The 24,775-nt window shown below is 69.4% G+C and carries 29 protein-coding genes; 17 read left to right on the top strand and 12 right to left on the bottom strand.

The annotated features are described in order from the left end of the window. Positions 1-7: 7 nt before the first annotated feature. On the top strand, positions 8-817 hold the full coding sequence (locus EDC29_RS01160; protein WP_242465913.1) for a glutaminyl-peptide cyclotransferase: 810 nt from the start codon (positions 8-10) through the stop codon (positions 815-817). Here the strand turns inward: EDC29_RS01160 and EDC29_RS01155 are convergent. Further along, entirely contained in the window at positions 763-1,377 is a 615-nt protein-coding gene (locus EDC29_RS01155; RefSeq protein WP_132228223.1) for a D-sedoheptulose-7-phosphate isomerase, read from the bottom strand. The two genes, EDC29_RS01160 and EDC29_RS01155, sit on opposite strands and share 55 nt — an antisense overlap. 257 nt (positions 1,378-1,634) lie before the next feature. Between EDC29_RS01155 and EDC29_RS01150 the strand changes: the two genes are divergently transcribed. The 3 genes from EDC29_RS01150 (at position 1,635) to EDC29_RS01140 (ending at position 4,593) form a co-directional block, all read left to right on the top strand. Further along, positions 1,635-2,513, top strand: coding sequence for an SIR2 family protein (locus EDC29_RS01150; protein ID WP_132228221.1), 879 nt, complete (start codon positions 1,635-1,637; stop codon positions 2,511-2,513). Positions 2,514-2,809: 296 nt separating this feature from the next. Continuing rightward, a complete protein-coding gene (locus EDC29_RS01145; protein ID WP_123139143.1) occupies positions 2,810-3,268 on the top strand; it encodes a CBS domain-containing protein in 459 nt (152 codons plus the stop codon). Continuing rightward, complete coding sequence (locus tag EDC29_RS01140) at positions 3,265-4,593, top strand: ArsB/NhaD family transporter (RefSeq protein ID WP_132228219.1); 1,329 nt, start codon at positions 3,265-3,267, stop codon at positions 4,591-4,593. Before EDC29_RS01145 ends, EDC29_RS01140 begins: the two co-directional genes overlap by 4 nt. On the opposite strand, the gene draG is transcribed toward EDC29_RS01140, so the two are convergent. The 5 genes from draG to EDC29_RS01115 form a co-directional block, all read right to left on the bottom strand. Next, a complete protein-coding gene (draG, locus tag EDC29_RS01135; protein ID WP_123139145.1) occupies positions 4,581-5,534 on the bottom strand; it encodes an ADP-ribosyl-[dinitrogen reductase] hydrolase in 954 nt (317 codons plus the stop codon). The two genes, EDC29_RS01140 and draG, sit on opposite strands and share 13 nt — an antisense overlap. Continuing rightward, positions 5,509-6,090, bottom strand: coding sequence for a nitrogen fixation protein NifQ (locus tag EDC29_RS01130; protein ID WP_132228217.1), 582 nt, complete (start codon positions 6,088-6,090; stop codon positions 5,509-5,511). Before EDC29_RS01130 ends, draG begins: the two co-directional genes overlap by 26 nt. A 75-nt stretch (positions 6,091-6,165) precedes the next feature. Then, positions 6,166-6,444 carry a 4Fe-4S dicluster domain-containing protein gene (locus EDC29_RS01125; protein ID WP_123142160.1) on the bottom strand — a complete coding sequence of 93 codons (279 nt, stop codon included), beginning with the start codon at positions 6,442-6,444 and terminating at the stop codon, positions 6,166-6,168. Between the two features lie 17 nt (positions 6,445-6,461). Then, positions 6,462-7,955: a nitrogenase cofactor biosynthesis protein NifB gene (nifB, locus tag EDC29_RS01120; RefSeq protein ID WP_123142159.1), complete on the bottom strand. Its 1,494-nt coding sequence runs from the start codon at positions 7,953-7,955 to the stop codon at positions 6,462-6,464. 42 nt (positions 7,956-7,997) lie between these two features. After that, the gene (locus EDC29_RS01115) at positions 7,998-8,363 is read right to left on the bottom strand and encodes a hypothetical protein (RefSeq protein ID WP_132228214.1); all 366 of its coding nucleotides are present in this window, start codon (positions 8,361-8,363) and stop codon (positions 7,998-8,000) included. A 395-nt stretch (positions 8,364-8,758) separates the two neighbouring features. Between EDC29_RS01115 and typA the strand changes: the two genes are divergently transcribed. Then, positions 8,759-10,585 carry a translational GTPase TypA gene (gene typA / locus EDC29_RS01110; protein ID WP_190287858.1) on the top strand — a complete coding sequence of 609 codons (1,827 nt, stop codon included), beginning with the start codon at positions 8,759-8,761 and terminating at the stop codon, positions 10,583-10,585. A 31-nt stretch (positions 10,586-10,616) separates the two neighbouring features. On the opposite strand, the gene EDC29_RS01105 is transcribed toward typA, so the two are convergent. Further along, positions 10,617-11,171, bottom strand: a complete 555-nt coding sequence (locus EDC29_RS01105) for a DUF2939 domain-containing protein (RefSeq protein ID WP_123139149.1) — start codon at positions 11,169-11,171, stop codon at positions 10,617-10,619. A 146-nt stretch (positions 11,172-11,317) separates the two neighbouring features. On the opposite strand from EDC29_RS01105, the gene pip reads away from it, so the two are divergent. From pip to EDC29_RS01045, 11 genes are all read left to right on the top strand, one after another. After that, complete coding sequence (gene pip, locus EDC29_RS01100; RefSeq protein ID WP_132228212.1) at positions 11,318-12,292, top strand: prolyl aminopeptidase; 975 nt, start codon at positions 11,318-11,320, stop codon at positions 12,290-12,292. Beyond that, positions 12,289-12,726, top strand: a complete 438-nt coding sequence (gene dtd, locus EDC29_RS01095) for a D-aminoacyl-tRNA deacylase (protein WP_005222128.1) — start codon at positions 12,289-12,291, stop codon at positions 12,724-12,726. The genes pip and dtd overlap by 4 nt, the downstream gene beginning before the upstream one ends. A 407-nt stretch (positions 12,727-13,133) precedes the next feature. Further along, positions 13,134-13,739, top strand: coding sequence for an imidazoleglycerol-phosphate dehydratase HisB (hisB, locus tag EDC29_RS01085; RefSeq protein WP_123139152.1), 606 nt, complete (start codon positions 13,134-13,136; stop codon positions 13,737-13,739). Positions 13,740-13,794: 55 nt separating this feature from the next. Further along, entirely contained in the window at positions 13,795-14,541 is a 747-nt protein-coding gene (gene hisA / locus EDC29_RS01080; protein ID WP_005222124.1) for a 1-(5-phosphoribosyl)-5-[(5-phosphoribosylamino)methylideneamino]imidazole-4-carboxamide isomerase, read from the top strand. Further along, on the top strand, positions 14,538-14,951 hold the full coding sequence (hisI, locus tag EDC29_RS01075) for a phosphoribosyl-AMP cyclohydrolase (RefSeq protein WP_123139153.1): 414 nt from the start codon (positions 14,538-14,540) through the stop codon (positions 14,949-14,951). The genes hisA and hisI overlap by 4 nt, the downstream gene beginning before the upstream one ends. A 32-nt stretch (positions 14,952-14,983) precedes the next feature. Further along, on the top strand, positions 14,984-15,301 hold the full coding sequence (locus tag EDC29_RS01070; RefSeq protein ID WP_005222120.1) for a phosphoribosyl-ATP diphosphatase: 318 nt from the start codon (positions 14,984-14,986) through the stop codon (positions 15,299-15,301). 278 nt (positions 15,302-15,579) lie between these two features. Then, positions 15,580-15,834 (top strand): twin-arginine translocase TatA/TatE family subunit, encoded by a 255-nt coding sequence (gene tatA / locus EDC29_RS01065; RefSeq protein ID WP_123139154.1) that lies wholly within the window; start codon positions 15,580-15,582, stop codon positions 15,832-15,834. Positions 15,835-15,860: 26 nt separating this feature from the next. Then, positions 15,861-16,160: a Sec-independent protein translocase protein TatB gene (gene tatB / locus EDC29_RS01060; protein WP_123139155.1), complete on the top strand. Its 300-nt coding sequence runs from the start codon at positions 15,861-15,863 to the stop codon at positions 16,158-16,160. A 70-nt stretch (positions 16,161-16,230) separates the two neighbouring features. Then, the gene (gene tatC, locus EDC29_RS01055; RefSeq protein ID WP_190287859.1) at positions 16,231-17,361 is read left to right on the top strand and encodes a twin-arginine translocase subunit TatC; all 1,131 of its coding nucleotides are present in this window, start codon (positions 16,231-16,233) and stop codon (positions 17,359-17,361) included. A 128-nt stretch (positions 17,362-17,489) separates the two neighbouring features. Further along, positions 17,490-18,467 (top strand): LysR family transcriptional regulator, encoded by a 978-nt coding sequence (locus EDC29_RS01050; protein WP_062276999.1) that lies wholly within the window; start codon positions 17,490-17,492, stop codon positions 18,465-18,467. Positions 18,468-18,651: 184 nt separating this feature from the next. Further along, a complete protein-coding gene (locus tag EDC29_RS01045) occupies positions 18,652-19,053 on the top strand; it encodes a helix-turn-helix domain-containing protein (protein ID WP_062276996.1) in 402 nt (133 codons plus the stop codon). Between the two features lie 168 nt (positions 19,054-19,221). On the opposite strand, the gene EDC29_RS01040 is transcribed toward EDC29_RS01045, so the two are convergent. Then, positions 19,222-19,680, bottom strand: coding sequence for a cache domain-containing protein (locus tag EDC29_RS01040; RefSeq protein ID WP_062276993.1), 459 nt, complete (start codon positions 19,678-19,680; stop codon positions 19,222-19,224). 209 nt (positions 19,681-19,889) lie between these two features. On the opposite strand from EDC29_RS01040, the gene EDC29_RS01035 reads away from it, so the two are divergent. Beyond that, a complete protein-coding gene (locus tag EDC29_RS01035) occupies positions 19,890-21,104 on the top strand; it encodes a phosphatase PAP2 family protein (RefSeq protein ID WP_123142694.1) in 1,215 nt (404 codons plus the stop codon). On the opposite strand, the gene hypE is transcribed toward EDC29_RS01035, so the two are convergent. From hypE to EDC29_RS01015, 4 genes are read right to left on the bottom strand one after another with little or no spacing between them, the layout of a single operon-like run. Next, positions 21,101-22,147 carry a hydrogenase expression/formation protein HypE gene (gene hypE / locus EDC29_RS01030; RefSeq protein WP_132228210.1) on the bottom strand — a complete coding sequence of 349 codons (1,047 nt, stop codon included), beginning with the start codon at positions 22,145-22,147 and terminating at the stop codon, positions 21,101-21,103. The genes EDC29_RS01035 and hypE overlap by 4 nt on opposite strands. Positions 22,148-22,199: 52 nt before the next feature. After that, on the bottom strand, positions 22,200-23,315 hold the full coding sequence (gene hypD / locus EDC29_RS01025; protein WP_132228208.1) for a hydrogenase formation protein HypD: 1,116 nt from the start codon (positions 23,313-23,315) through the stop codon (positions 22,200-22,202). Then, on the bottom strand, positions 23,312-23,551 hold the full coding sequence (locus EDC29_RS01020; RefSeq protein WP_132228206.1) for a HypC/HybG/HupF family hydrogenase formation chaperone: 240 nt from the start codon (positions 23,549-23,551) through the stop codon (positions 23,312-23,314). Before EDC29_RS01020 ends, hypD begins: the two co-directional genes overlap by 4 nt. After that, the gene (locus EDC29_RS01015) at positions 23,542-24,705 is read right to left on the bottom strand and encodes a Ni,Fe-hydrogenase I large subunit (protein ID WP_132228204.1); all 1,164 of its coding nucleotides are present in this window, start codon (positions 24,703-24,705) and stop codon (positions 23,542-23,544) included. Before EDC29_RS01015 ends, EDC29_RS01020 begins: the two co-directional genes overlap by 10 nt. Positions 24,706-24,775: the final 70 nt, after the last annotated feature.

Raw genomic sequence — 24,775 nt, 5'->3', positions numbered from 1 at the left:
GGTGACGATGATGCAAGGGGCGAGGATCGGGTGGCTGCTGCTCGTCCTGGTGGTGACGGGCTGTGATGCCGCGGACTCGGGTGACGGGGGCGCCGTCGCCGCGCTCGACTATCGGGTGGTGGCGCGCTTCGCCCACGACCCCGGGGCCTTCACCCAGGGGCTGGCTTTCGCCGACGGCGCGCTGTTCGAGGGCACCGGCGAGTATGGCGGCTCGTCGCTGCGCCGGGTGGCGCTCGCCACTGGCCGGGTGCTGCAGCGTCACGACCTGCCCGAGCGCCTCTTCGGCGAGGGCATCACCCCCTGGGAGGATCGGATCGTGCAGCTCACCTGGCGCGCCCGGGTCGGGCTGATCTACGACCGCGCGACCCTCACCCCGGTCGATCGCTTCACCCTCCCCGGCGAGGGCTGGGGCATCACCCATGACGGGCGCGACTGGATCATCAGCGACGGCAGCGCCTATCTGAGCTTCATGGATCCCGAGCGGCGCGTGATCCGGCGCCGCGTGCTGGTGCGCGAGCGGGGGCGTGCGCTGCGCTGGCTCAACGAGCTGGAGTACACCCCGACGGGGGTCTGGGCCAATGTCTGGCGCAGCGACCGGTTGGTGCGCATCGACCCCGCCAGCGGGGCGGTGACCGCGACCCTGGACCTGAGCATGCTGTGGCCGCGCGCGCAACGTCCCCCCGGGACCGACGTGCTCAACGGCATCGCCTATGCCCCCGAGCAGGACCTGCTCTATGTCACCGGCAAGCGCTGGCCCTGGCTCTATGCCCTGGAGCTGCTGGCGGCGAGCGCCTCGACCGCCTCGCAGAGGAAGTGACCGAGCATCAGGTGCAGCTCCTGCACCCGCGGGGTCTCGGTCGAGGGTACCGCGAGCACCTGATCGGCGCCGCGCGGGGCGGCCTCGGCGGGCAGCGCGCCGGTGAGCAGTACGCCGTAGAGCCCACGCTCGGCGGCGACCTCGAGGGCGCGCAGCACATTCGGCGAGCGCCCGCTGGTGGTCAGCGCCCAGAGCACGTCGCCGGGCCGGGCGAGTCCGGCGAGCTGGCGGGCGAAGACCTCGTCGAAGGAGAAGTCGTTGGCCACCGCGGTGGCGGCGCTGGGGTCGAAGCCGAGCGCGATCGCCGGCAGCGCCGGGCGGGTCTTGTCGGCGAAGGGGCCGATCAGCTCGCCGCTGAGATGGGTGGCCTCGCCGGCGCTGCCGCCGTTGCCGCAGATGAACAGGGTGCCGCCGGCGGCGATCGCCTCGGCGGTGCGCGTCGCCGCGCGCACGCAGCCCTCGAGCAGTGCGCGATCGGCGCGGGTGCGCTCGAGCAGGTCGGCGGTGGCGGCGAGACGCTCGGCGAGCAGGTCGGCGAGGGCGGATGGGGAGGGCGTCATCGGTCGGGCTGTCCAGGGCTGTCGGGCGATCGAGGCATGCTAGCCGAAACCGGCGCGTGCCAGCCAGCGAGGGCTGTGGGGTTTGCGACGCTGTGTCGGGGTTCGTCGGATCACGGACGTCGCCGGGCGGGCGTGGCGGGGTGGCGATCACGCCCGCCGCCAGCGCTCCGGCGCCGATCGCGGGTGTCTGGCCTGCCATGGTCCGGAGTTTGCAATGGTTTGCACCTGAATACAGCGTCGCAGCCACGGAGGTCCGGATGTCGAGCCTGTTGGAATCTCTCGTTGATGCCCTTGCGCGGGGCGAGCTGGTGCCCTGTCTGGGACCCGGCGCGCTCGCCGGGGTGGTCGATCGCGAATGCGGCGAGCCGATCCCGGCCGACAGCGATTCGCTGATCCTCGCGCTCAACGGCGGGCGGCCGATGTCGCGGCGGCTGATGTGGGAGTTCTCGCGCGCGGCGATGAACGTCGAGCTCAAGCGCGGGCGCGGCGCGGTGCAGCGCTTCCTCGATGCCACCTACGCGGGGCGGCCATGGACGCAGGCACCGCTGCACGCCTGGCTGGCCGGGACCGCTCCCGGCTATGTCATCGATCTCAATCGCGATCTCCAGCTCCAGCACCTCTATGCCGAGCGCCCGCACGTGCTGGTGCGCGGCATCGCCCGGGTGGGGGGGACGGACTACCGCTTCCGCATCCATGTCCACGACGGCTCGGGGTATCGCGAGGTCGATCAGGATGCGGTCGATCCGGCGTTGCCGGTATTGTTCAAGCCGCTCGGCAGCCCCGAGCCGGGATCGACCTATATCGCCTCGGACGCCGATTTCGTCGACTATCTCACCGAGCTGATGGGCGGCTTTGCCATCCCCGCGTTCGTCAAGGCCCGTCGGCGCGGGCTGCGCTATCTGCTGCTGGGACTCAACCTCGATCGCGACACCGAGCGGATGCTGGTCACCGAGCTGATCCACGCCGCCGCCTCGCCCGCGGGCTGGGCGCTGATCCCCGATCCCACCCCCAGGGCGCGCCGCTTCTGCGCGCGTCAGGGCATCACCATCGTCGAGGCCGGGGTGGATGAGCTGCTCGAGGGGTTGGCCTATTTCGATGACGAGGCCTGTGCGACGGCGGGCGCGCTCGGGTGCTAGACTGATCGCGCGACATCTCGACCCGCATGCGCGATCGCGCGATCCGAGCCGACCCCGACCTCTCCTGTCCCGGCGCCGCTCCCGGCGCCACGGGCGGGTCCGCTCACGACCTGCGGTGACGGGCGGTGTCGCCACGGCGCTGACACGGGCGTGAGCCCAACCCCGTCCCTGCCTCCGCCGCGCGGTTCGTGCCGCGGCGCCCCGCGACACGGACCCTGCTCCTGGGCCTGCGGGGCGCGTCCAGCCCCGGATCGACGCGCGATCCGGGGTCACTCGAAGCGGAAGGCTGAATCTCCATGAAGCTGATCGAACTTGCCGTCCCGACCCTGGTGGTCAGGTCCGGCATGACCCTGCGCGAGGTATTTCGCGAGTGCGTGCGCTGCAACGTCGGCGGGCTGCCCTATGCCGATGCCGAGGGGCGGATCTGTGGCCGGGTGTCGCTGCGTCATATCGTCAAACACACCTGCATTCCCGACTTCCTGGTCGGCGCTGCGGACTATCTGGGCGACAACATCGATAACGTCGACCTGCCCGAGGCGCGGCGTCGCGCCATCCTCGCCGAGGAGGCGAGCGGCTACGTGCTCGAGAGCCGGGCGACGATCAGCGCCGGCTCGCCGCTGATCAAGGGGCTGGCGATCATGGAGCGCTACAACAGCTCCTATCTGTTCCTGGTCGACGCCGGCGAGTACCGCGGCGTGGTGACCCGGATGGCGGTCGTCGGCTGCATGCTGGCCAGAGACGAGGAGGGCGCGTGAACGAGCTTGCGATGGCACCCCAGTTCAGCGGCCAGATGGCGGCCGCGGGGCTGACCATGATCGCCGCCTATGTGTTGATCTTCGGCGAGGTGATCCACCGTACCAGCGCGGCGCTCATCGGCGCGGTGGTGATGATCGGGGTGGGGATGATCGGCGGCTTCTACGGCCAGGCCGAGGCGGTGATGGCGATCGACGCCAACACCCTGTTCCTGCTCGCCGGGATGATGATGCTGGTGGTGCTGCTGCGGCCCACCGGCGGTTTCGACTATCTGGCCATCCGCATCGCCAAGTGGTCGCGCGGCAACCCGCGGCTGCTGCTGGTCTATCTGGCGCTGGCGGTGAGCCTGATCAGCATGTTCCTCGACAATGTCACCACGGTGTTGATCTTCGCGCCGTTGACGGTGCTGATCACCCGCATCCTCTCGCTCAATCCGCTGCCCTTCCTGATGGCCGAGGCGATGCTCTCGAACATCGGCGGTGCGGCGACCCTGGTCGGCGACCCGCCCAACATCATGATCGGCAGCGCCGGCGGCATCGAGTTCACCCGCTTCCTGGTGCACATGGCGCCGCTGGTCGTCGTCTCCTGGGCGGTCACGGTGGTGCTGATCCTGTTGCTGTTCCGGCGCGAGCTGGCGCCGAGCGGCCCGGGGGCACAGATCGATCTCGACGAGCGTCGTGCGATCAAGCATCCGCTGCGGCTGCGACGCGGGCTGATCGCGCTGGGGGTGGCGATCGTGCTGTTCTTCGTCCATCACCGGCTGCACCTGTTCCCGGCCTATGTCGCCTTCATCGCGGTGGCGCTGGCACTGGTGCTGCTGCGCCCCGATCCGGAGTCACTGTTCGGCAAGCTCGAGTGGTCGGTGCTGGTGTTCTTCGCCGGGTTGTTCGTGATCGTCGGCGGGGTCGAGGCCTCGGGGCTGCTCGACTGGGTCGGTTTCCGGCTGGCGCGGCTGGCGCAGGACCCGCAGACGCTGCTGCTCACCTGTCTGGCGCTGATGTGGGTGGCGGCGCTGCTCAGCGCGGTGGTCGACAACATCCCCTTCACCGTCACCATGATCCCGATCGTGCTCGGGCTCGAGCAGCAGGGGGTGAACATCACCCCGCTGTGGTGGGCGCTGGCGATCGGCGTCGGGCTCGGTGGCAACGGCTCGCACATCGGCGCCACCGCCAACGTCATCTGCGTGGCCGAGTCCGAGCGCAGCGGCATCCCCGAGGCGCGCATCACCCCGCTCGGTTGGCTGCGCGTGGGCATCCCGGTGATGCTCACCGGGCTGGTGGTGGCGAGCGCGGTGTTCGTGCTGCTGTTCGACTTCTATCGTGGCTGAGCGCGGCCTCGGCACAGCGCCGAGGCACGCACCAGCGCCTGAGCCTGTTCACGGCAGGCCGTGGCGCTGGTGTGTTCGAGTCCGTCGAGCCAGCGTCGCGGGATGGCCTCGGGACCGTGCAGCGCGCCGACGATCATGCCGAGGATGGCGCCGGTGGTGTCGGCATCGCCGCCACGGTTGACCACGTCGATCAGCGCCGCCTCGAGGCCGTCGGTGGCGAACAACGCCTGCAGCACCGCGCGCATCGTCTCGACGATATAGCCGCTCGGGTTCTCGACCCGGCCGCGATCGAAGGCGAAGCACGGCTCCTCGGCGATCAGTGCCTCGGCCAGCTCGCGCAGGTGCTCGCGGGTAGCGCCGAGGATGGCGCTCTGCACCATGCGCACCACGGTCAGGGTGGCGGCGTCCGAGAGCGGGTTGTGATGGGTGACATGGGCCTGGGTGCGGCATGCCGCGGCGACGGCCTCGGCCTCGGCGCCGAGGGTGAAGAGCGCGATCGGCAGGGTGCGCATGCAGGCGCCGTTGCCGGCGTCGTAGGTGTTCTCCGGGACCTCGGTGGCGCCGGTACGGCGATAGCGCGAGATGCCCCGGCGCACGGTATGCCCGATGTCGACCGGCTTGGTGCGCATCCATGCGCTGAAGGCCTCGGCGATGGGCGCGGCCTCGACGCGGCCATGGTCGAGCAGTGCCTGGCCGAGTGCCAGCGACATCGCGGTGTCGTCGGTGACCTGACCGCGACGCAGCCTGAGCCAGCCGCCGCCGACCAGGTCGCGGTGGACGCCGTGACGGGTGCGGATCTCGGTCGGGGTCATGAACTCCACGGTGGCGCCGAGGGCGTCGCCGATGGCCAGTCCCAGATAGGCACCGCTGGCGCGGGCGTGGATGGTATTGGCGGTGGTCTCGCCGGCGGCGAGCTCAGTCCTCAGGTCCAAAACAAACATGGTAGTCGGCGCACTCCTCGCATGATGGTGCCCGGCACAGATAGATGCCCTCGCGTTCGCACAGTTGCTTGTAGAGAAAGCGTTTCCACTTCATGTCGCCGGTGTTGGCCATGGCCAGGCGCGGGAAGTTGCGACGCATCAGCGCGGTCAGCGCGCGGCGGTTCCACAGTCCGAGGTCCTGCCACAGATGATCGGTCGCCAGGCAGCCGGCGGCAACCACCTCGGCCATCCACAGCTCCGAGTGGGTGTGCCCGGCGCGCTGGCCGCCGAGCAATGCGACCAGCTCCGCGCGCTCGTCCTCACGCGCGGGGTTGGGTGCCACCCCCTCGAGGCTGGAGAGCACCTCGGGCGAGACCCCGGGGAAGTGATAGCCCATCAGCGCATTGAACGCCTCGGGCGCGAGCCCGAGCCAGGGGGGCAGGGCGCCGAGACCGCTGGCGCGGCTGGCGATCATGCAGGCGAAGGCGTGGTCGTTGCCCGCGCCGATCGCCCGGGTCATCAACCGGACGAAGATCCGCTGGATCTCGCGGGTGCGTTCGGGGCAGGGCGTGGCCATGGTCTCGCCTCCATCGGTCTCCTGGTGATGGTGCCGGGTCCGCGGGCGTCCCTGTTGCCGGACCCGGTGATCGGGTCAGCGGGCCTGGATGCGCGCGCGTGTCTGCTCGAGCAGGCGCGGCGGGATGCCGGTGAGCGAACCCGGTGGGTTGAGCGCTGCGCCGCTGGCGTCGACGATCGCGCCCTCGATCGGGCAGATGCTCGCGCACTGCGGGTCGGCGTACTCGCCCGCGCACTCGCTGCAGGCGGCTGGGTCGATGCGAAAGTGTGGGCTGGCGGGCTCGATCGCCGCGCTCGGACAGAGCGGCTCGCAGGCCCAGCAGTTGACGCATCCGCTGGTGATCTTCAGGGCCATCTCGGGGACCTCCGTGGCTAGGCGCTGAGGGTGGCGCGCTGGGGTTCGTCGATGCTCAGGGCGCCCCGCTCGGCGAGTTCGCGGTGGGCCGCGCGCAGCGCCTGCTCGATCGGCAGCATCGCCAGCTCGCCGTTGGGACGGATGCCTGCCGTCTCGAGCCGCTCCCAGGGGGCGAGCCCGATGCGCGAGCACAGCACCATGGCGCAGTCGGCGAGCGCGGCCAGTGCCGGGGCCAGGGCGTCGTCGTCCTCGTCGCAGTGCTCGGCGCCGTTGCAGTAGCGCGCGAGTGGGCGTTCGTCGAGCAGCCGTTCGCCCTGCTCGTCGACCTCGTAGACGAGGAAGCGCTCGGCATGACCGAAGTGCTGATCGACCAGTCGACCGTCGCTGCTGGCTACCGCGATGCGTGCCGCGTGGGTGGCGGGGCGGGGGCGGGAGGCGCTCAGCGTGGACAGCGGCACCAGCGCCGGGGCGACGCCCCGGCGCCGCTGCTCGATCGCCTCGCGTGCGGCGGTGCGTCGTGCCAGCGCGGCGGCGTCGTCGATCTCCAGGGTGGCGATGCGCTCGAGCGTGAACTCGGCGCTGCGGTCCTCACCGAGCATGCCGACGGCGTCGGCGCGACACTGCTTGCAGTGACGCATGATCGCCATGTCGCCGGCGCACTCGGTCTGCAGCGCGCGCAGTTCGCTGGCGCGCGGCGCGCGCTGGCCCATCAGGCCGTAGAAGGTGCCGTGCTCGGGCTCGGCGATCAGCGGCATCAGGTTGTGGAGGAAGGCCCCCTTGGCCTTGACCGCGCGGCTGACCTCGGTGAGGTGCTGGTCGTTGACCCCGGGGATCAGTACCGAGTTGACCTTGACCAGCATGCCGCGCTCGACCAGCCGCTCGAGCCCGAGCTGCTGCTGCTCGATGAGGATCTCGGCGCCCTTGCGACCGCGCACGCGGCGGTTGTTCCAGAACACCCAGGGGTAGATCTCGGCGCCGATGTCGGGGTCGAGACAGTTGATGGTGATGGTGACGTGCTCGATGTTGTAGCGACACAGGGTGTCGACCGCCTCGGGCAGCGCCAGGCCGTTGGTCGAGACGCACAGCCTGAGGTCCGGGGTGCGCTCGGCGATCAGTCGGAAGGTCGCGAAGGTGCGCTCGGGGTTGGCCAGCGGATCGCCCGGACCGGCGATGCCGACCACCGAGAGCTGGGGGATGTGGGCGGCCACCGCCGCCACCTTGTCCGCCGCCTGCTGCGGTTCGAGCAGCTCGGAGACCACGCCGGGACGTGACTCGTTGGCACAGTCGTACTTGCGGTTGCAGTAGTGGCACTGGATGTTGCAGGCCGGCGCCACCGCCACGTGCATCCGCGCGTAGTGCTGATGGGCGTCCTCCGAGAAACAGGGATGGTTGCGCACCCGCTCGCGGGTGGCGGCGGGGAGCCGGTCGAGCGCGCTCCCGCCACCGCAGCCCCCCGCAGCGCAACCCGAGGTGGGGGTCTTTCGATCGTGACCCGCTTGCTTCGACTCCATCGTCTGGCCTCCACGACTGACGGGGCGTCGGGCCCCGCGGATTCAATGGTTCTGTCGTGCATGAGCAAGCAGCGTGCCTGACTGGGAGGGTCCCGCTAACCGTCTGTTTTTTGGTCTGTCGAATGGTTGGACCCGTGACCCTTGTGGGGATCGCAACAGGCCGTGTCGGCGGGCTTTGTGACAATCGGTACAGTGCGCGGTGGTGTTTCCCGGCGCCGCCAGGCGGTCACGCAGGTCGGGGGTGTTGCCGAGGCCGCGATAGATCTCCGGGCGGGCGCCGCTCGCGGGCGTCATGTTCACGCCCTCGAACAGATCGGCGTTGCCGTCGGCCCGCGCCCGGTAGGTCTCGAGGCTGCCGACGCGGCTGGCGTGCCCCGCCATTCGCTCGAGATGGGCTTGGTCGGACATCCGGTCCGCGCGCTGGTGGAAGCACAGGGTGGCGACGATGATGACGGGGCCGACAGGTTTTTTTTCGTCGCCCCTGCTGGGCCCTGGCCCGTACGGTGTATACTTATGGATTCCCAACCCTGGCACGCCTGGTGATCACCCGTTCCATCGTCGAGCCGCTGACCGACAGCTTTGCCGGTTGCGCGCGTCCGGGTGCCTGTCGACCAACTCCTTGGTCGCGACCACGGGTCAAGAAGACCATCCCGCGCGTCCATATTCGACGAGATCGGACCCGTTCGGGCGCATCCCTCGCCGTGATGCCCCTGGCGCGGGCCGTGTGGAGTCCGCCCCATAATCCCCGGGCCCAGTGAACACCCAAAGAGGCGCGCGACGCCTCGTCAACGAGTGATAAGGCATTGTCAAGCAACCAAATCGAGAAACTCCGCAATATCGCCATCATCGCCCACGTCGACCACGGCAAGACCACCCTGGTCGATCAGCTGCTGCAGCAGTCGGGCACGCTCGGCGAGCGCTTCGGGCCGGTGGAGCGGGTGATGGACTCCAACGCGCTGGAGAAGGAGCGCGGCATCACCATCCTCTCCAAGAACACCGCGATCCGCTGGAACGACTATCGCATCAACATCGTCGACACCCCCGGGCACGCCGACTTCGGCGGCGAGGTCGAGCGTGTGCTGTCGATGGTCGACTCGGTGCTGCTGCTCGTCGATGCCCGCGAGGGACCGATGCCGCAGACCCGCTTCGTCACCAGCAAGGCCTTCGCCCACGGTCTGCGTCCGATCGTGGTGGTCAACAAGATCGATCGTCCGGGCGCGCGTCCGGACTGGGTCATCGACCAGGTCTTCGATCTCTTCGACCGTCTCGGCGCAACCGATGAGCAGCTCGATTTCCCCATCGTCTATGCCTCGGCGCTCAATGGCTATGCCGGACTCGAGGACGATGTGCGCGACGGCGACATGAGCCCGCTGTTCCAGGCCATCGTCGAGCACTGCCCGGCCCCCGAGGTCAAGCCCGAGGCGCCCTTCCAGATGCAGGTCTCGACCCTCGACTACAACGCCTTCGTCGGCGCCATTGCGGTCGGGCGCATCCGTCAGGGCAGCGTGCGCCCCAATCAGCAGGTGACCGTGGTCAAGCGCGACGGCACCCGGCAGAAGGTCAAGATCGGTCTGGTCTACGGCTATCTCGGGCTCGACCGTCACGAGGTCGACTCGGCCAGCGCCGGCGACATCGTCGCGCTCACCGGGATCGAGGCGCCGAACGTCTCCGATACCCTCTGCGACCCCGATCATGTCGAGCCGATGACGCCGCTGACCGTCGACGAGCCGACCGTGACCATGACCTTCCAGGTCAACACCTCGCCCTTCGCCGGGCGCGAGGGCAAGTACCTGACCTCGCGCCAGCTCAAGGACCGGCTCCAGCGCGAGCTGATCCACAATGTCGCGCTGCGTGTCGAGGAAGGCAACGATCCGGAGAAGTTCCGCGTCTCCGGGCGTGGCGAGCTGCACCTCTCGATCCTGCTCGAGAACATGCGTCGCGAGGGCTACGAGCTGGCCGTCTCGCGCCCCGAGGTCATCTTCCGCGAGATCGACGGCGAGATCTGTGAGCCCTACGAGCAGCTCACCGTCGACGTCGACGAGGAGTGCCAGGGTGCGATCATGCAGGCGCTCGGCGAGCGTCGTGCCGAACTCAAGGACATGGTGCCGGATGGCAAGGGGCGGGTGCGGCTCGACTACGAGATCCCCTCGCGCGGCCTGATCGGTTTCCAGACCGAGTTCATGTCGCTGACCTCGGGCACCGGCCTCAAGTATCACGTCTTCGAGCGCTACCGTCCGGCCACCACCGGCGGCATCGCCGAGCGGCGCAACGGCGCCCTGATCTCCAACGCCACCGGCAAGGCGCTCGGCTACGCGCTGTTCAACCTCCAGGAGCGGGGTCGGATGCTGGTCTCGCCGGGCGACGAGATCTACGAGGGCCAGGTGGTCGGTATCCACTCGCGCGACAACGACCTCACCGTCAACCCGCTCAAGGCCAAGCAGCTGACCAACATCCGCGCCGCCGGTTCGGACGAGAACATCCTGCTGACCCCGCCGGTGAAGTTCACCCTGGAGCAGGCGCTGGAGTTCATCGAGGACGATGAGCTGGTCGAGATCACCCCCAACGCCATTCGCGTGCGCAAGCGTCACCTCACCGAGCAGGACCGCAAGCGCGCCAGCCGCGGTCTCTGATCGGTTCGGGCGCGGGGCGGCTGGCGCGGGCTCAGTCCCGTGGCAACACGATGTTGACCAGCCGCCAGCGCAGTCCGTCGCGCTCGAGCACACAGCGGAGTTCACGCCCGTCCTCGGTCGGCACCCAGACCGAAAAGGTGTCGAGGTCGTCGTAGACATAGCGCGCGTCGGCGAAGGGTCGGCGCTCGCCGCCGTCGTCGTCGGGCGCGTCCGCCTCTCCGGCCGGGACCGACGGCAGCTCCGCGCCCGGCTCCGGGGTCTCGCCGGCCATGATCCTGGCCAGCCCCGCCGGGGTGACGAAGGTGTCCACCACCTTGTCGATCAGTTGCGTGGCCAGGCCCACCAGCGCCAGCGCGAGCGGGTTGGACGTCTCGCCGTCGTCCTGGGCCTCTTCGAGCAGACGGACGTTGAGCTGGTCCTTGAGCCCGGCGCGCAGCCGTGGGAAGTCGACGTGCTGTTCGAGCATGACCGGGTCGCGCTCGACGAGACCGGTGCGGATCTGCGCCACGGTCAGGTAAGGGCCGGCGGCGACATAGCCGAGCCCGAGCAGCAGGGCGACGGCAAGTAGCAGGGGGAGGAGCTTCATCACGGACGTCCTTGGTGTACGGCGGTCTGCCGCGCCCCAAGGCTAGCATGGCGTCCGTCGGCGCGGCGGGTGCGTGATCGACGGTGGTTGCGTACCATCGGGGAGTCCTGGCCTCGTGCCGAGTCCACCGCAACCCCGAGCGACCCATGCAGAGCACAGCGCAATTCCTCCACCCCATCACCGACCCCTTCGCTGTCCACCGGTTGGACGTGGGCGACGGGCACCAGCTCTATGTCGAGGAGTGCGGGCGGCGCGACGGTGTGCCCGCCGTTTTCCTCCACGGCGGTCCCGGTGCCGGTTGCGAGCCGGCACACCGCGGTTTCTTCGACCCCGGGCGCTATCGCGCGGTGCTGTTCGACCAGCGGGGTTGCGGACGTTCGCGCCCGCACGCCGAACTCGGCGCCAACACCACCTGGGATCTGGTCGAGGACATCGAGCGGATCCGCGAGCACCTCGGCATCGAGCGCTGGCTGGTGTTCGGCGGCTCCTGGGGCTCGACCCTGGCGCTGGCCTATGCCGAGACCCATCCCGAGCGGGTCGCGGCGCTGGTGGTGCGCGGCATCTTTCTCTGTCGCGACGCCGAGATCCAGTGGTTCTACCAGGAGGGCGCGAACTGGGTCTTTCCCGATCACTGGGCAGGCTTCCTCGACCCCATCCCCGAGACCGAGCGTGGTGATCTGCTGCATGCCTATCACCGTCGTCTCACCGGCGAGGACGAGGTCGCGCGCATGGCTGCGGCCAAGGCCTGGTCGATCTGGGAGGGCCGCTGCTCGACCCTGCATCCCAATCGCACCGTCAGCGATCACTTCGCCGATCCGCATCTGGCGCTGAGTCTGGCGCGGATCGAGTGTCACTACTTCGTCAATCACGCCTTTCTCGCCCCCGAACAGTTGTTGCGCGACGCCGGACGGCTGGCCGGGATCCCCGGGGTGATCGTGCAGGGGCGCTACGATCTCATCTGTCCGATGCGCTCGGCCTGGGAGTTGCATCAGGCTTGGCCCGGGGCGCGCTTCGAGGTGGTGCCCGATGCCGGTCACTCGGCCTTCGAGCCGGGGATCCAGCGCGCCCTGGTGGCCGCCACCGATCGCTTCGCCGTCGAACTCGGCGGGGGGGCGGCGTGATCGGGTTGCTGCAACGGGTGAGCCGGGCGCGGGTGACGGTCGGCGACGAGGTGGTCGGCGCCATCGATCGCGGTCTGCTGGTGCTGGTCGGGGTACAGCGTGGCGACACCGAGGCGCGTGCCGAGCGGTTGCTCGAACGTCTGCTCGGCTATCGCGTCTTTCCCGACGCCGAGGAGCGGATGAACCTCAGCCTGCGCGACATCGACGGCGGATTGCTGCTGGTGCCCCAGTTCACCCTCGCCGCCGACACCCGCAAGGGTACCCGCCCCGGCTTCAGCAGCGCTGCGCCCCCTGAGGAGGGCCGACGCCTGTTCGAGCTGCTGCTCGAGCGCGCCCGCGCCGCGCACCCCGCCGTGCAGTGCGGGCGCTTCGGCGCCGACATGCAGGTCGAGTTGGTCAACGACGGCCCGGTGACCTTCTGGCTGGAGACATGAGGCGGGTGGTTTTCCAGCCGCCAGCCGCCAGCCGCCAGCCGCCAGCCGCCAGCCGCCAGCCGCCAGCCGCCGCCAGGATTGGACCGCAAAGCCGCGAAGCACGCAAAGTGAGTTCACGCAAAGTGAGTTGATGTGTGATGTCGGCGTGAGGCCACAGGCGGTCCGCACCCACTGGCGACTGATCGCTGGCGGCTTATTCCCCTTTGCGCCCTTCGCGCCTTCGCGGTTCAATCGTCTGGTCGCTGGTCGCTGGTCGCTGGTCGCTGGTCGCTGGTCGCTGGTCGCTGGTCGCTGGTCGCTGGTCGCTGGTCGCTGGTCGCTGGTCGCTGGTAGGAGCCACGAACCCGGCGCAGGCTGTTATCCTAGTGAATTGATCCGTATACCAGGCGTCACCGAGCGATCATCCCATGTCTGCTGAGACCACACACCGCCGCGCGCAGGTCGCGCGCGATACCCTGGAGACCCAGATCCGCGTCACGCTCGATCTCGACGGGACTGGCCAGGGCAGTTTCCGCACCGGCGTCCCCTTCCTCGAGCACATGCTCGACCAGATCGCGCGTCACGGTCTGATCGACCTGCAGGTCGAGGCCGAGGGCGATCTCCATATCGACGCGCATCACACCGTCGAGGACATCGGCATCACCTTCGGTCAGGCGCTGGCCCAGGCGCTCGGCGACAAGCGCGGCATCCGCCGCTACGGTCATGCCTATGTGCCGCTCGACGAGGCGCTGTCGCGGGTGGTGGTGGACCTCTCGGGACGCCCCGGGCTGACCTATGCCGTGCCCTTCACCCGCGCCCAGGTCGGCGCCTTCGAGGTCGATCTGTTCCAGGAGTTCTTCCAGGGGCTGGTCAACCATGCCGCGCTGACCCTGCACATCGACAATCTGCGCGGCATCAACGCCCACCACCAGGCCGAGACCGTGTTCAAGGCCTTCGGGCGGGCGCTGCGCATGGCCGTCGAGCCCGATCCGCGGATGGCCGGGATCACGCCCTCGACCAAGGGTGCGCTGTGAGCGCGCTCGCGCCCCGATCACCGTTTTCCGAACCCCAGCAAGAGACCCAATCCCCGTGTTGCTGATCCCCGCAATCGATCTCAAGGACGGCCGCTGCGTGCGGCTGCGTCAAGGCCGGATGGACGACGAGACCGTGTTCTCCGACGACCCGGTCGAGGTCGCCGCCCGCTGGGTGGAGGCCGGCACCCGTCGCCTGCATCTGGTCGACCTCAATGGCGCCTTCGCCGGCGAGCCGGTCAACGGCGAGGCGATCCGCGCGATCGCCGCGCGCTACCCCGAGCTGTCGATCCAGGTCGGCGGCGGTATCCGCGACGAGCGCACCATCGCCGCCTATCTCGACGCCGGGGTGAGCTACTGCATCATCGGCACCCAGGCGGTGAAGGAGCCCGAGTTCGTCGCTCGCGCCTGTCGCGCCTTCCCCGGGCACGTCATGGTCGGGCTCGATGCCAAGGACGGTCAGGTGGCGATCAACGGCTGGGCCGAGGTCACCGAGCACCGTGTCGAGGACCTGGCGCGCCGCTTCGAGGACGATGGCGTCTCGGCGATCGTCTACACCGACATCGGTCGCGACGGCATGCTCAGCGGTCCCAACGTCGAGGCCACCCGCGCCCTGGCCGAGGCGATCCGTATCCCGGTGATCGCCTCCGGCGGTATCACCACCCTCGATGACGTGCGGGTGCTGGCCGAGGCCGCCGCCAGCGGCATCAGCGGCGCGATCACCGGGCGGGCCATCTACGAGGGCACGCTCGACTTCGCCGCCGGTCAGCAGCTGGCCGACGCGCTGGAGGCGCAGCGGGCATGAGCGAATCAGCGACGCGCGCCGACGACTGGCTCGATGCCGTCGCCTGGGACGCCAAGGGTCTGGTGGCGGCGATCGCCCAGGAGCGCGGTACCGGCAAGGTGTTGATGATGGCGTGGATGAACCGCGAGGCGCTGCGCCTGACCCGCGAGAGCGGGCATGCGGTCTACTGGTCGCGCTCGCGCGAGCGGCTGTGGCACAAGGGCGAGTCCTCGGGCCATCAGCAGGTGGTGCACGACATCCGTCTCGACTGCGACGGCGACGTGGTGCTGCTCGAGGTCGAGCAGCGCGGCGGCATCGCCTGTCACACCGGGCGCCACAGCTGTTTCTATCGCGCGCTCGACGAGGACGGCGGCTGGCGCGCGGTCGAGCCGGTGCTCAAGGACCCGGACGCCATCTATTCCAAGGGTTGATCCCCACACTTGCAGAGGGTTTTTCACGCTCCATGAACGATGTACTCGATCGCCTGTCCGAGGTCCTCGAGGCGCGCAAGGCCGCCGACCCCGACAGTTCCTATGTCGCCAAGCTCCACGCCAAGGGGCTCGACGCCATCCTCAAGAAGGTCGGCGAGGAGGCCACCGAGACGGTGATGGCGGCCAAGGACGGGGTGCCCGAGAAGGTCGTCTACGAGGTCGCCGATCTGTGGTTCCACACCCTGGTGCTGCTCTCGCACCAGGGGCTGGGTCCGAACCAGGTGCTCGCCGAGCTCGAGCGCCGCTTCGGTCTCTCGGGACTCGAGGAGAAGGCCGCACGCAAGGGCTGAGCCGCTGCGCCGGGGGCTGCCGGGGCCGCGGCGATTGCGGTATGATTGCGCGTTGCCGGCGACCCTGGGTGTCCCGAGCGCGCGCTCGGCGCGGCCTGTCCGGCAGTCACCGGCCCCGTTCTTTCCGGGGGGCGGTAAAGGCGGCGGTCGAACGACGCCCCCGCACACGCGTCGCACCCGGGGCACGAATTCCCGATGCGCGCCGACCACCCGCTGGTCGGGCGCGTTTCCACTGAGGCTAGAGTCGACCGCCGCACAGGGGTGGTCCGGAGGAAAAGATGGGCGCAGGCGGTATCAGTATCTGGCAGCTTCTGATCATCCTGGTGATCGTGCTGCTGCTGTTCGGCACCAAACGGCTGAAGAACCTCGGCTCCGATCTCGGCACCGCGATCAAGGGCTTCCGCAGCGCGATGTCCGATGCCGACAAGGAGCAGGAGCGCAAGGACGCAGCGCCCGAGCAGCTGAGCGAGGCCGAGCGCACCGACGCCAAGGCCGCCAACGCCTCGGCAGAGAGCCACAAGCGTCAGCCCTGAGCTGAGCGCCGGATCGGGGAGACCAGATGGTCGACTGGGGATTCTGGGAGTTCATCCTGATCGCGGTGGTCGCGCTGGTCGTGATCGGCCCGGAGCGATTGCCGCGGGTGGCGCGCATGGCCGGGATGTGGGTGGGCAAGGCCCGCCGCACCCTGGCCTCGGTCAAGCACGAGATCGACCGCGAACTCCATACCGAGGAGCTCAATCGCGTGCTCGACGAGCAGCGCCACTCGCGTCCGCTCGAGACCATTCTCGAGGAGTCCGAGCGTCCAGCCGCAGCCTCCGACACCCGGGACGGCGCCGAGCGGACCCCGCCGCGCGGCTAGTCCCCGTCATCCACCCCTGATCCGACGCCATCCGGGGCCCCGGCCCCTCTCGTCCGGATAGAGTCCAGTCATGTCACCTGCGATGCAACCCGATGATCCGGGCGCCGAACAGCCCTTCGTCTCCCACCTGATCGAGCTGCGCGATCGCCTGATCCGGATGGTGATCGCCATCCTGGTGGTGTTCCTGGCGCTGTTCCCCTTCGCCAACGAGCTCTACGTCTATATCGCCGCGCCGCTGATGGCGCAGCTGCCCGACGGCAACACCATGATCGCCACCCAGGTGGCCGCGCCCTTCCTCACGCCCTTCAAGCTGGCGCTGGTGGCGGCGGTGTTCCTGTCGATGCCCTTCCTGTTCTATCAGCTGTGGGCCTTCGTCGCCCCCGGGCTCTATCAGCACGAGCGGCGCCTGGCGGTGCCGCTGCTGCTCTCCAGCGTGCTGCTGTTCTATCTCGGCATGCTGTTCGCCTACTACGTGGTGTTCCCGCTGGTGTTCGCCTTCCTCGCCGGCTCGACGCCCGAGGGCGTGGCGATGATGACCGACATCTCGGCCTATCTCGACTTCGTGCTGACCCTGTTCTTCGCCTTCGGTCTGGCCTTCGAGATCCCGATCGCCACCATCCTGCTGGTGGCGCTGCGCCTGACCACGCCGGCTGCGCTCGCCGCCAAGCGTCCCTATGTGATCGTCGGTGTGTTCATCGTCGGCATGTTTCTCACCCCGCCGGACGTGATCTCCCAGACCCTGCTGGCGATCCCGATGTGGTTGCTGTTCGAGCTCGGTATCCTGTTCGCCCGGATCCTGCTCAAGGGCCGGCTCGACGAGGATGAGGACGACGACGGCACCGATCCCGACGGCCCCGGCGGCTCGCCGGCGCCCGGCAGCGATCCGCGCCCGGGGACCTCGGTCGGCGGCGAGCTCGATCCGGCGCTCGACGAGGCGTCGCGCTGGCAGCCGCTGAGCGAGACCGAGATGGAGGCCGAACTCGACCGTATCGACGCCGAGGAGGCCGCGCGCGAGATGCCGGCCTCCGCGCCGGTGAGCGGCGGGATCAACTCGGTCGAGGAGAAGCTCAAGCGCGCCAACCGGCTGCGGGAACTCGACAGCCTGATTGCTGCCAGACACGTTTTGTACGAGGTGCTCGAGGAAGGGGACGAGGATGCGCGTCGCGTGGCTCGCAATATCCTCGCCCAACTCGACGACTGAGCCGTGCACATGCTGTGCGCCGATCGTCAAAACGTGAGACTTTTCTGGTGGATAACAGGGGTATTGCTTTTATCAATGGCGTTCATCGGCTAATATCGACGCTTGTTGTCGACTGAAGGATGTTCGCCATGGGTTCCGGATCCCAGATCCATTACAAGCAGAACCGGCTCAAGCAGCTGCGCGCCTTCTGTCACGCTGCCCGGACCGGTAGCGTCAGCGCCGCGGCGGAGAAGATCTTCCTCAGCCAGCCGACGGTCTCGCTGCAGATCCAGGCCCTCGAGCGCGAGTTCGGCACCGTGCTGTTCGAGCGCCGGGGCCCCAAGATCAAGCTCACCCCCGAGGGCGATCTGCTGTTCCAGATGGCCGAGCCGCTGGTCGAGGGCATGGACAAGCTCCACGAGACCTTCGCCACCCAGTGCGGTCGGGTCGATCAGGGTGTGCTCAACATCGCCGCGGGCGAGTCGACCATCCTCTACATCCTCCCGGATCCGGTGCGCGAGTTCGTCGACCAGTACCCCGGCATCGAGCTCAAGATGCACAACGTCACCGGCCGCGACGGCCTGGCGATGCTGCGCGCCGACGAGGTCGATCTCGCCGTGGGCTCGATGCTCGAGGTGCCGGACGACATCACCTATCGTCCCTTCGTCACCTACCGCCCGACGCTGATCACCCCGGCCGATCACCCGCTGGCCGGTCGCGAGACGGTCACCCTGGAGGACATCGCCCCCTACGGCCTGATCCTGCCGCCGCGCCATCTCAGTACATGGCGCATGGTTGACCTGGTGTTCAAGCAGCACAATCTCGGATATCGGGTGACCCTGGAGGCCGGTGGCTGGGAGGTGATCAAGAAATATGTCGAGCTCGGACTCGGCATCTCCATCGTCACCGATGTCTGTCTGACCGGGGAGGAGAAGCTCAGCACCATCCCGCTCGATCACTACTTCCCGAAGCGCAGCTACGGCATCGTGCAGCGACGCGGCAAGTTCCTCTCGCCGCAGACCAAGTGCTTCATCAAGACCCTCGATTCCGCCTTCGCCGACCGTGTCGTGGAGCCCCAGCCCCAGACCGTCGGAGAAGCAGAATGGGAAGACGCCTTCCTGGGTTGATCGACCCTCGAAGAGACGCGATCGCCCCCTGATCCATCGTCCTCGGACGGTGGGCCGGGGCGGCGGCGGTTCAGTTCCTCATGCACCTTGGACGTGTGTCGGAACCGGCTCAAGGATGAACTTGACCGCCGGCCTTCGATCATTTTTTCGTACCACCAAACTGGTTAAAAGAATCATTATCACTATGGACCTGACCAAACGTATCGGCCAACGCCTTCGCGCCGCCCGGCAAGAGCAGAAGCTGAGTCTTTCCGACCTGTCCAGCCGGACCAATTCGCTGTCGAAGTCGCGCATCAGCAACTATGAGCAGGGGATCCGTCGGATGGGACTCGAAGAGGCCCACGAGCTCTCGATGGCGCTGCGCACCGTGACCCCCACCTATCTCCTCTGTCTCGACGACAAGGGGCCGCTCGACGCCGAAGAGATGCGTCTGGTGGAGTTCTTCCGGCTCAGCGACGAGCGTGGTCGCGCCACCGTCCTCGAGGTCGCCGAGCGTCAATCGGAGTTCGGGGTCGCCGCCAAGGCCGCCGCGGCCGAGGAGCAGGAGCAGGCGCCGCTCGTCGAGGACGAGCTCTCCACCGCCTGAGACCGTCATCTGACGGTCCCCGTGTCCCGGCTCCCCGGATCCAGGAGACACGCCCCGTCGGCGGAGATGACCATCAGGTCCTGGCCCGTATCCCCGACCGCTACGTCTCGCCACCGTCGGCGTCGAATGGGGAAACGCTGATTTGCTCAGCGTTTCCCGCTTGGTGCGCTACTTGTAGGCGCCGACCCCGCAGAAGAAGCCGCCGTCGTTGCCGATCACATAGGTGGCCTTGTCGCGGATCTCGTCACTGCCCGGATAGGGCCAGCGATAGTCCACCCAGCCCTCGCCCGAATCCTTCACCGTCTCGATCATGTCCCTGAACAGGGTGTCGCCATACTTGTCGAAGTCGATCAGGTTCTTGCCGACCAGCTCGGGCTTGAGCGGGTGCGCGAGCATCTCGCCCTCGAGATCCATGCAGAACACATAGAGATCGCGATCGCGGAAGCCCCCGTCCTCGGCAGCGAAGGCGGCGAAGGCGGCCTCGGCGCCCTGGCTCTCGACCGCCTCGTGCGCCTGCTCGGAGAGCGCCTTGGCCTCCTCCGGCGTGGCCATGTCGGGGGTCGCGGCGAATACCTGCGGGGTGAGCAGCGCGAGTGCGAGCGAGCCTGCGAACAGTGTGCGGGTCATGGGTTGGTCCTCTTTCTCGTCTGTGGTTTTTTCGTGTACGAGCGGGACCGACCATACCCGAGCCCGGCGGTGCGTTCCAGTCCCCGACGCACTGGTCAAAGTGATCGAGTCACCGGACAATGCCCCGCCGACCCATTGCCGAAATCACACCAGGAGTCCGTCATGCATCGAGTCCGCGTCGTTCCGTCCAGCCACCAGCGGACTCGCTGATGATCGCGCGCGACCTGCGAGGCCAGCTCATCGCCCTGGCCGTGGTGGCGCTGCTCGGCACCCTGCCGTTCTGGCTCAGCGACCTCGACACCCGTCTGGTGTCGCTGTTCTACCATCCCGGGGCCGACGATCCCTGGTACGAGGCCCAGGCGCCGCTGTGGTCGGCGCTCTATGTCGCCGCGCCGCTGCTCACCGGGCTGATGATGCTCGGCGGGTTGCTGGTGCTGATCGCCGCCGCGTTGTGGCCGCGCTTCAGGCGGCTGCGTATCCATGCGGTGTTCGTGATCGCCACTGCGCTGCTCGGTCCCGGGTTGATCGTCAACGGCGTGTTCAAGGAGCAGTGGGACCGTCCCCGGCCACACCAGACCGAGGCCTTCGGTGGCACCCAGCCGTATCTGCCGCCGTTGCAGATCGGGGATTATGGCGAGGGCAAGTCCTTCCCCAGTGGTCACGCCTCGGTCGGCTTCGTGCTCGGCGTCTTCTTCCTGATCTGGCGTCGGCGTCGACCGCTGCTGGCCTGGATGGCGCTCGCCGGCTCGGTGGCCTTCGGCGTGCTGCTCGGGATCGGTCGCATGGCCGCGGGCGATCACTTCCCCTCGGACGTGATCTGGGCCTGGGTGTTCGTCTATGGCACCGCGCTGCTGCTCTATCACGGCGTGCTGCGGGTGCCGCGGCGCGAGCGTGCCGCCGCGCTCGCGCCGCCGTCGTCGAGTCGGCTGCGTCATCCGCGCCTGACCGCGCTCGGCTACGCCCTGGCCGTGCCGGTGATGATCGCGGTGGTGCTGGTCGCGACCCCGCTCAAGCGGATCGAGTACGAGCGCATCGCCCACGACGAGTTCCTGCCCGCGCCCGAGGTGTTGCGTATCGAGGCCGACGACCTGGACGTCGTCCTGTTCTGGATCGGCGAGCGTGACCGGCGCGCCCAGCTGAGGCTCGAGGCGCGCGGCTTCGGCCTGCCCTGGAGCCGGGTGGAGAGCCGGCTGGTCGCGCGCGACGGGGTACTGAGCTACGACGTCGTCCATCGCGGGCTGTTCACCGAGCGCGACACCAAGCTCGCGCTCGGCGTGGTCGCCGACGAATGGCGGCGGGTCGAGGTGATCACCGGTGAGGGCGACATCCGCCGCTATCCCGCACCGCCCTCGGTCACGCTGCCCGAGCTGCGCCTCGAGAGCGCCCACGGGCGGGTGGTCGAGGGCGCGCCCGGGACCCGCTAGCAGATCCGCGGCAGCTGCTCGCCGGTGAGCCAGTCGACCACCCGCGAGCCGCCGAACCCGGTCTCCATCTGCACCAGCCGCAGCGTGTCCTCGACCACCTCGCCGATGTGGCTGGCGGCGGCGCCGAGCGGGTGGGCGCGCATCGCCGCGAGCAGGTCGTCGACCCGCTCGGGCGGACAGATCGCCACCAGCTTGCCCTCGTTGGCGATGTGCAGCGGGTCGAGTCCGAGCAGTTCGCAGGCGGCGGCGACCTCGGGGTGGACGGGGATCGCCGCCTCGCGGATCTGCATCCCCACCCCGGACTGTCGCGCCAGCTCGTTGAGACAGGCCGCCAGCCCGCCGCGGGTGGGGTCGCGCAGACAGCGCAGCCCCGGCACCGCCGCGAGCATCGCGGCGACCAGCCCGTGCAACGCGGCGCTGTCCGAGCGCACCCCGGTGGCGAAGCCGAGGTGCTCGCGCTGGGCGAGGATGGCCACTCCGTGCTCGCCGATGCCGCCGCTGAGCACGATGGCATCGCCCGGGCGGGCGCGCTCGCCGGAGAGCTCGATGCCCTCGGGCACCACCCCGAGCCCGGTGGTGGTGATGAACACCCCGTCGCCCTTGCCGCGTTCGACCACCTTGGTGTCGCCGGTGACTACGGTCACCCCGGCCTCGCGCGCCGCCCGCGCCATGCTGGCGACGATGCGATCGAGCGCGGCGAGGGCGAAGCCCTCCTCGATGATGAACCCGGCGCTGAGGTGCAGCGGCTGCGCGCCGCCCATGGCGAGATCGTTGACGGTGCCGTGCACCGCCAGCGCGCCGATGTCACCGCCGGGGAAGAACAGCGGCGAGACCACGTGGCCGTCGGTGCTCATCGCCAGTCGGCCGGGTGGGACCGCGAAGCGGGCCTGGTCGTTGCCCTGGGCGAGCAGCGGGTTGTCGAGATGACGGCGGAAGATCCCGTCGATGAGCTGGTCCATGGCGCGACCGCCGGCGCCGTGGGTCATCTCCACCCGGCCGTGGTCGAGGTCGAGCGGGGTGTGGGGGCTGGATTGGCTGGTCATCGGGTCGGTTCTCGTCGGTGATCGCGGGCGCGGTGCCCGGGGTGCATGCGGGTCAGCCGGCGGCCGCCCGGTCGCGGGTCCGGCCATAGCTCCAGTAGGCGGCACAGGCGCCCTCGGAGGAGACCATGCAGGCGCCGAGCGGGTGCGCCGGGGTACAGCCGGTGCCGAACAGACGGCACTCGGTGGGGCGCTTCTCGCCGCGCAGGATCGCCGGGCACTCGCAGCCACGGGGCTCGCGCGCCGGCGCGCACTCGACCGGGAAGCGGCGCTCGGCGTCGAACTCGGCGAATTCGGGGGCGAGTTCCAGCGCGCTCTCCGCGATCTCGCCGAGCCCGCGCCAGGCAAAGCGCTCGCGCACCCGGAAGACCCGCGCCATCAGCGCCTGCGCCTTGCGGTTGCCGCTCTCGCTGACCGCGCGACGGTACTGGTTCTCGACCCGCGCCGTGCCGGCGTTGATCTGGCGCACCAGCATCAGCGTCGACTGCATCACGTCGAGCGGCTCGAAGCCGGCGATCACCAGCGGCAGCCGGTGCTGCTCGGGGACGAAGGCATAGGGGGCGGTGCCGATCAGGGTGCTGACGTGCGAGGGCCCGAGGATGGCGTCGATGCGTGCGCCGTCAGCGAGGATGGCGGCGAGCGCCGGCGGGGTGAGCACGTGGTTGCAGAACACCGAGAAATTGGCGAGTCCCTCGGCGCGCGCCTGCTCCAACGCCACCGCGGTCGGCGGGGTGGTGGTCTCGAAGCCGATGGCGAAGAACACCACCTCGCGCCCCGGCTGCTCGCGGGCGATGCGCAGCGCATCCTGGGTGGAGTAGACCATGCGCACGTCGGCGCCCTCGGCACGGGCCTGGAACAGGGTGCGACGGTCGCCGCCTGGAACCCGCATCAGGTCGCCGTAGGTGCACAGCGTCACCCCGTGGCGTTCGGTCAGCGCGATCGCCTGATCGATCCGCGCCATCGGCAGCACGCACACCGGACAGCCGGGGCCGTGGACGAAGCGCAGCCGCGGCGGCATCAGCTGCTGCACCCCGTAGCGGAAGATGGCGTGGGTGTGACCGCCGCAGAACTCCATCAGCCGGTAGTCGCGACCGGGGTCGACCTCGGCGGCGATGGTCGCGGCGAGCCGCTTGGCGAGGGCGTGGTCGCGGAACTCGTCGACATATCTCATGGCGCATCCCCCGGGGCGAGCAGCCCGGCCTCGCGCATCGTCTCCAGGGTGCGTTCGGCCTCCTCGGGGTCGATGCGGTTGAGCGCGTAGCCGACGTGGATCAGCACGTAGTCGCCGACCTCGGCGCTGTCGAGCAGGGCGAGCGAGACGCTGCGCGCGACCCCGTCGAGTGCGACCTCGGCGGTGTCGCTGGCGTGGTCGATGGCGGTGATCCGGGCGGGGATGGCTAGGCACATGGCGGGACCTCGCTGGGGCCGGTGAGGGTCAGGTCGAAGGCGACACAGGGGTCGAGGGCGGCGATCAGCAGCCCGGCGCGCCGGCGCAGTTCGGTCTCGGGGACCGGTTCGAGCGCCTCGAGCGCCAGCGCGAGCGCCCCGCGCGGGTGGAAGTTCCACTCGGTGGGGGCGAGGATGCGATAGTCGGCGATGTGGCCTCGCGCGTCGAGCCGGACCAGATGGATCAGCTCGCCGCGCGCGGCGGCGGCGCGACCGACGCCGAGACCGCCGTCGAGCGCGGCGGTCGGTGGCGGCTCGATCAGCGGCGGGGCGGCGACCTCGACGAGCTGCGCGGCGAGCCGCGCCAGCAGCCCGGCGCCGAGCGCGCCGATCAGCGGGTGATGGTGCTGGCGGGTGAGGGGCGTGGTCTCGCGCGGCGCACCGTCCCAGGTCGGGGCGGCGATAAACCCGGGGTCGGCGAGCCGGGGCAGCAGGTCGGCGAGCGCCCGCTCGTCGAGCGCCGGCAGCGGTGCGATGGTGGTGGCGCCGAGCCCGGCGAGGTCGTCGACGATCACCCGCTGGAGCAGTCGCGCCGCCTGACTGACGCCGCTCGCCGCCCAGTCGGCGAGCCGCTCCGGGGTGTCGATGCGGGCGTGCCAGTGCGCCGGGGACATGCCGAAGACGCGCTCCTCGAGCAGGGTGTCGAGGGCGTCGCGGGTCTCGGCGAGCACCCGCTGGTCGGTCGTTGCGGGGCGGGCGTGGGGGATGAAGAGGTCCGCGTCCGGGTCGAGCGCGGTGAGCAGGGTGCGGGTCAGACCGTGGACCCGGGCGAGCGTCAGGTGATCGGCCGGCTCGTCGAGCGCCGCCGGCCAGTCGATGAGGATGCGCCAGAGGTGCTCGCGCCGGGTCTCGCTCGCCACCGCCGCGGCGCGATCAGCGCGGACCGCGGTGGGCGCGGCCTGTCCCTGGGCGTGTTCGAGCGCGGTGGCGCAGGCACACGCCTGGGCCTGGCCGCAGATGCTGTAGAGACGCGGCAACACCCGCGCCGTCTCCGCCGGCGTGCGCCCGATGAACACCTGGCTGGCGGTCACCGGCCGGGTCGAGTGGATCTCGCAGCATCGCGTCTCGGGGGCGATCCGCAGCCGGATCCCGAGTCTGCCGCCTGGTTCCTGCATGCTCAGCCTCCGTCCACGCTCGTCTGTCTGCTGGTCAAACGTGCGCCGGGATCGGACAATGCGCCGACCA

The organism is Marichromatium gracile (assembly GCF_004343155.1).
In the GTDB taxonomy this organism is placed as follows: domain Bacteria; phylum Pseudomonadota; class Gammaproteobacteria; order Chromatiales; family Chromatiaceae; genus Marichromatium; species Marichromatium gracile.
Note: the sequence above shows the minus strand (reverse complement) of the source record. Positions and strands in the feature narration are given on the sequence as shown.

Coding starts and splice junctions, on each gene's coding strand:
- EDC29_RS01115 (WP_132228214.1), bottom strand. CDS start 8,363: ATGTCCGACCAAGCCCATCTCGAGCGAATGGCGGGGCACGCCAGCCGC.
- EDC29_RS01155 (WP_132228223.1), bottom strand. CDS start 1,377: ATGACGCCCTCCCCATCCGCCCTCGCCGACCTGCTCGCCGAGCGTCTC.
- EDC29_RS01050 (WP_062276999.1), top strand. CDS start 17,490: ATGGGTTCCGGATCCCAGATCCATTACAAGCAGAACCGGCTCAAGCAG.
- draG (WP_123139145.1), bottom strand. CDS start 5,534: ATGTTTGTTTTGGACCTGAGGACTGAGCTCGCCGCCGGCGAGACCACC.
- EDC29_RS01040 (WP_062276993.1), bottom strand. CDS start 19,680: ATGACCCGCACACTGTTCGCAGGCTCGCTCGCACTCGCGCTGCTCACC.
- hypD (WP_132228208.1), bottom strand. CDS start 23,315: ATGAGATATGTCGACGAGTTCCGCGACCACGCCCTCGCCAAGCGGCTC.
- hisB (WP_123139152.1), top strand. CDS start 13,134: ATGTCTGCTGAGACCACACACCGCCGCGCGCAGGTCGCGCGCGATACC.
- pip (WP_132228212.1), top strand. CDS start 11,318: ATGCAGAGCACAGCGCAATTCCTCCACCCCATCACCGACCCCTTCGCT.
- hypE (WP_132228210.1), bottom strand. CDS start 22,147: ATGACCAGCCAATCCAGCCCCCACACCCCGCTCGACCTCGACCACGGC.
- EDC29_RS01035 (WP_123142694.1), top strand. CDS start 19,890: ATGATCGCGCGCGACCTGCGAGGCCAGCTCATCGCCCTGGCCGTGGTG.
- EDC29_RS01020 (WP_132228206.1), bottom strand. CDS start 23,551: ATGTGCCTAGCCATCCCCGCCCGGATCACCGCCATCGACCACGCCAGC.
- EDC29_RS01150 (WP_132228221.1), top strand. CDS start 1,635: ATGTCGAGCCTGTTGGAATCTCTCGTTGATGCCCTTGCGCGGGGCGAG.
- nifB (WP_123142159.1), bottom strand. CDS start 7,955: ATGGAGTCGAAGCAAGCGGGTCACGATCGAAAGACCCCCACCTCGGGT.
- tatC (WP_190287859.1), top strand. CDS start 16,231: ATGTCACCTGCGATGCAACCCGATGATCCGGGCGCCGAACAGCCCTTC.
- EDC29_RS01125 (WP_123142160.1), bottom strand. CDS start 6,444: ATGGCCCTGAAGATCACCAGCGGATGCGTCAACTGCTGGGCCTGCGAG.
- EDC29_RS01160 (WP_242465913.1), top strand. CDS start 8: ATGATGCAAGGGGCGAGGATCGGGTGGCTGCTGCTCGTCCTGGTGGTG.
- EDC29_RS01015 (WP_132228204.1), bottom strand. CDS start 24,705: ATGCAGGAACCAGGCGGCAGACTCGGGATCCGGCTGCGGATCGCCCCC.
- EDC29_RS01045 (WP_062276996.1), top strand. CDS start 18,652: ATGGACCTGACCAAACGTATCGGCCAACGCCTTCGCGCCGCCCGGCAA.
- EDC29_RS01145 (WP_123139143.1), top strand. CDS start 2,810: ATGAAGCTGATCGAACTTGCCGTCCCGACCCTGGTGGTCAGGTCCGGC.
- EDC29_RS01070 (WP_005222120.1), top strand. CDS start 14,984: ATGAACGATGTACTCGATCGCCTGTCCGAGGTCCTCGAGGCGCGCAAG.
- EDC29_RS01130 (WP_132228217.1), bottom strand. CDS start 6,090: ATGGCCACGCCCTGCCCCGAACGCACCCGCGAGATCCAGCGGATCTTC.
- tatA (WP_123139154.1), top strand. CDS start 15,580: ATGGGCGCAGGCGGTATCAGTATCTGGCAGCTTCTGATCATCCTGGTG.
- hisI (WP_123139153.1), top strand. CDS start 14,538: ATGAGCGAATCAGCGACGCGCGCCGACGACTGGCTCGATGCCGTCGCC.
- EDC29_RS01105 (WP_123139149.1), bottom strand. CDS start 11,171: ATGAAGCTCCTCCCCCTGCTACTTGCCGTCGCCCTGCTGCTCGGGCTC.
- tatB (WP_123139155.1), top strand. CDS start 15,861: ATGGTCGACTGGGGATTCTGGGAGTTCATCCTGATCGCGGTGGTCGCG.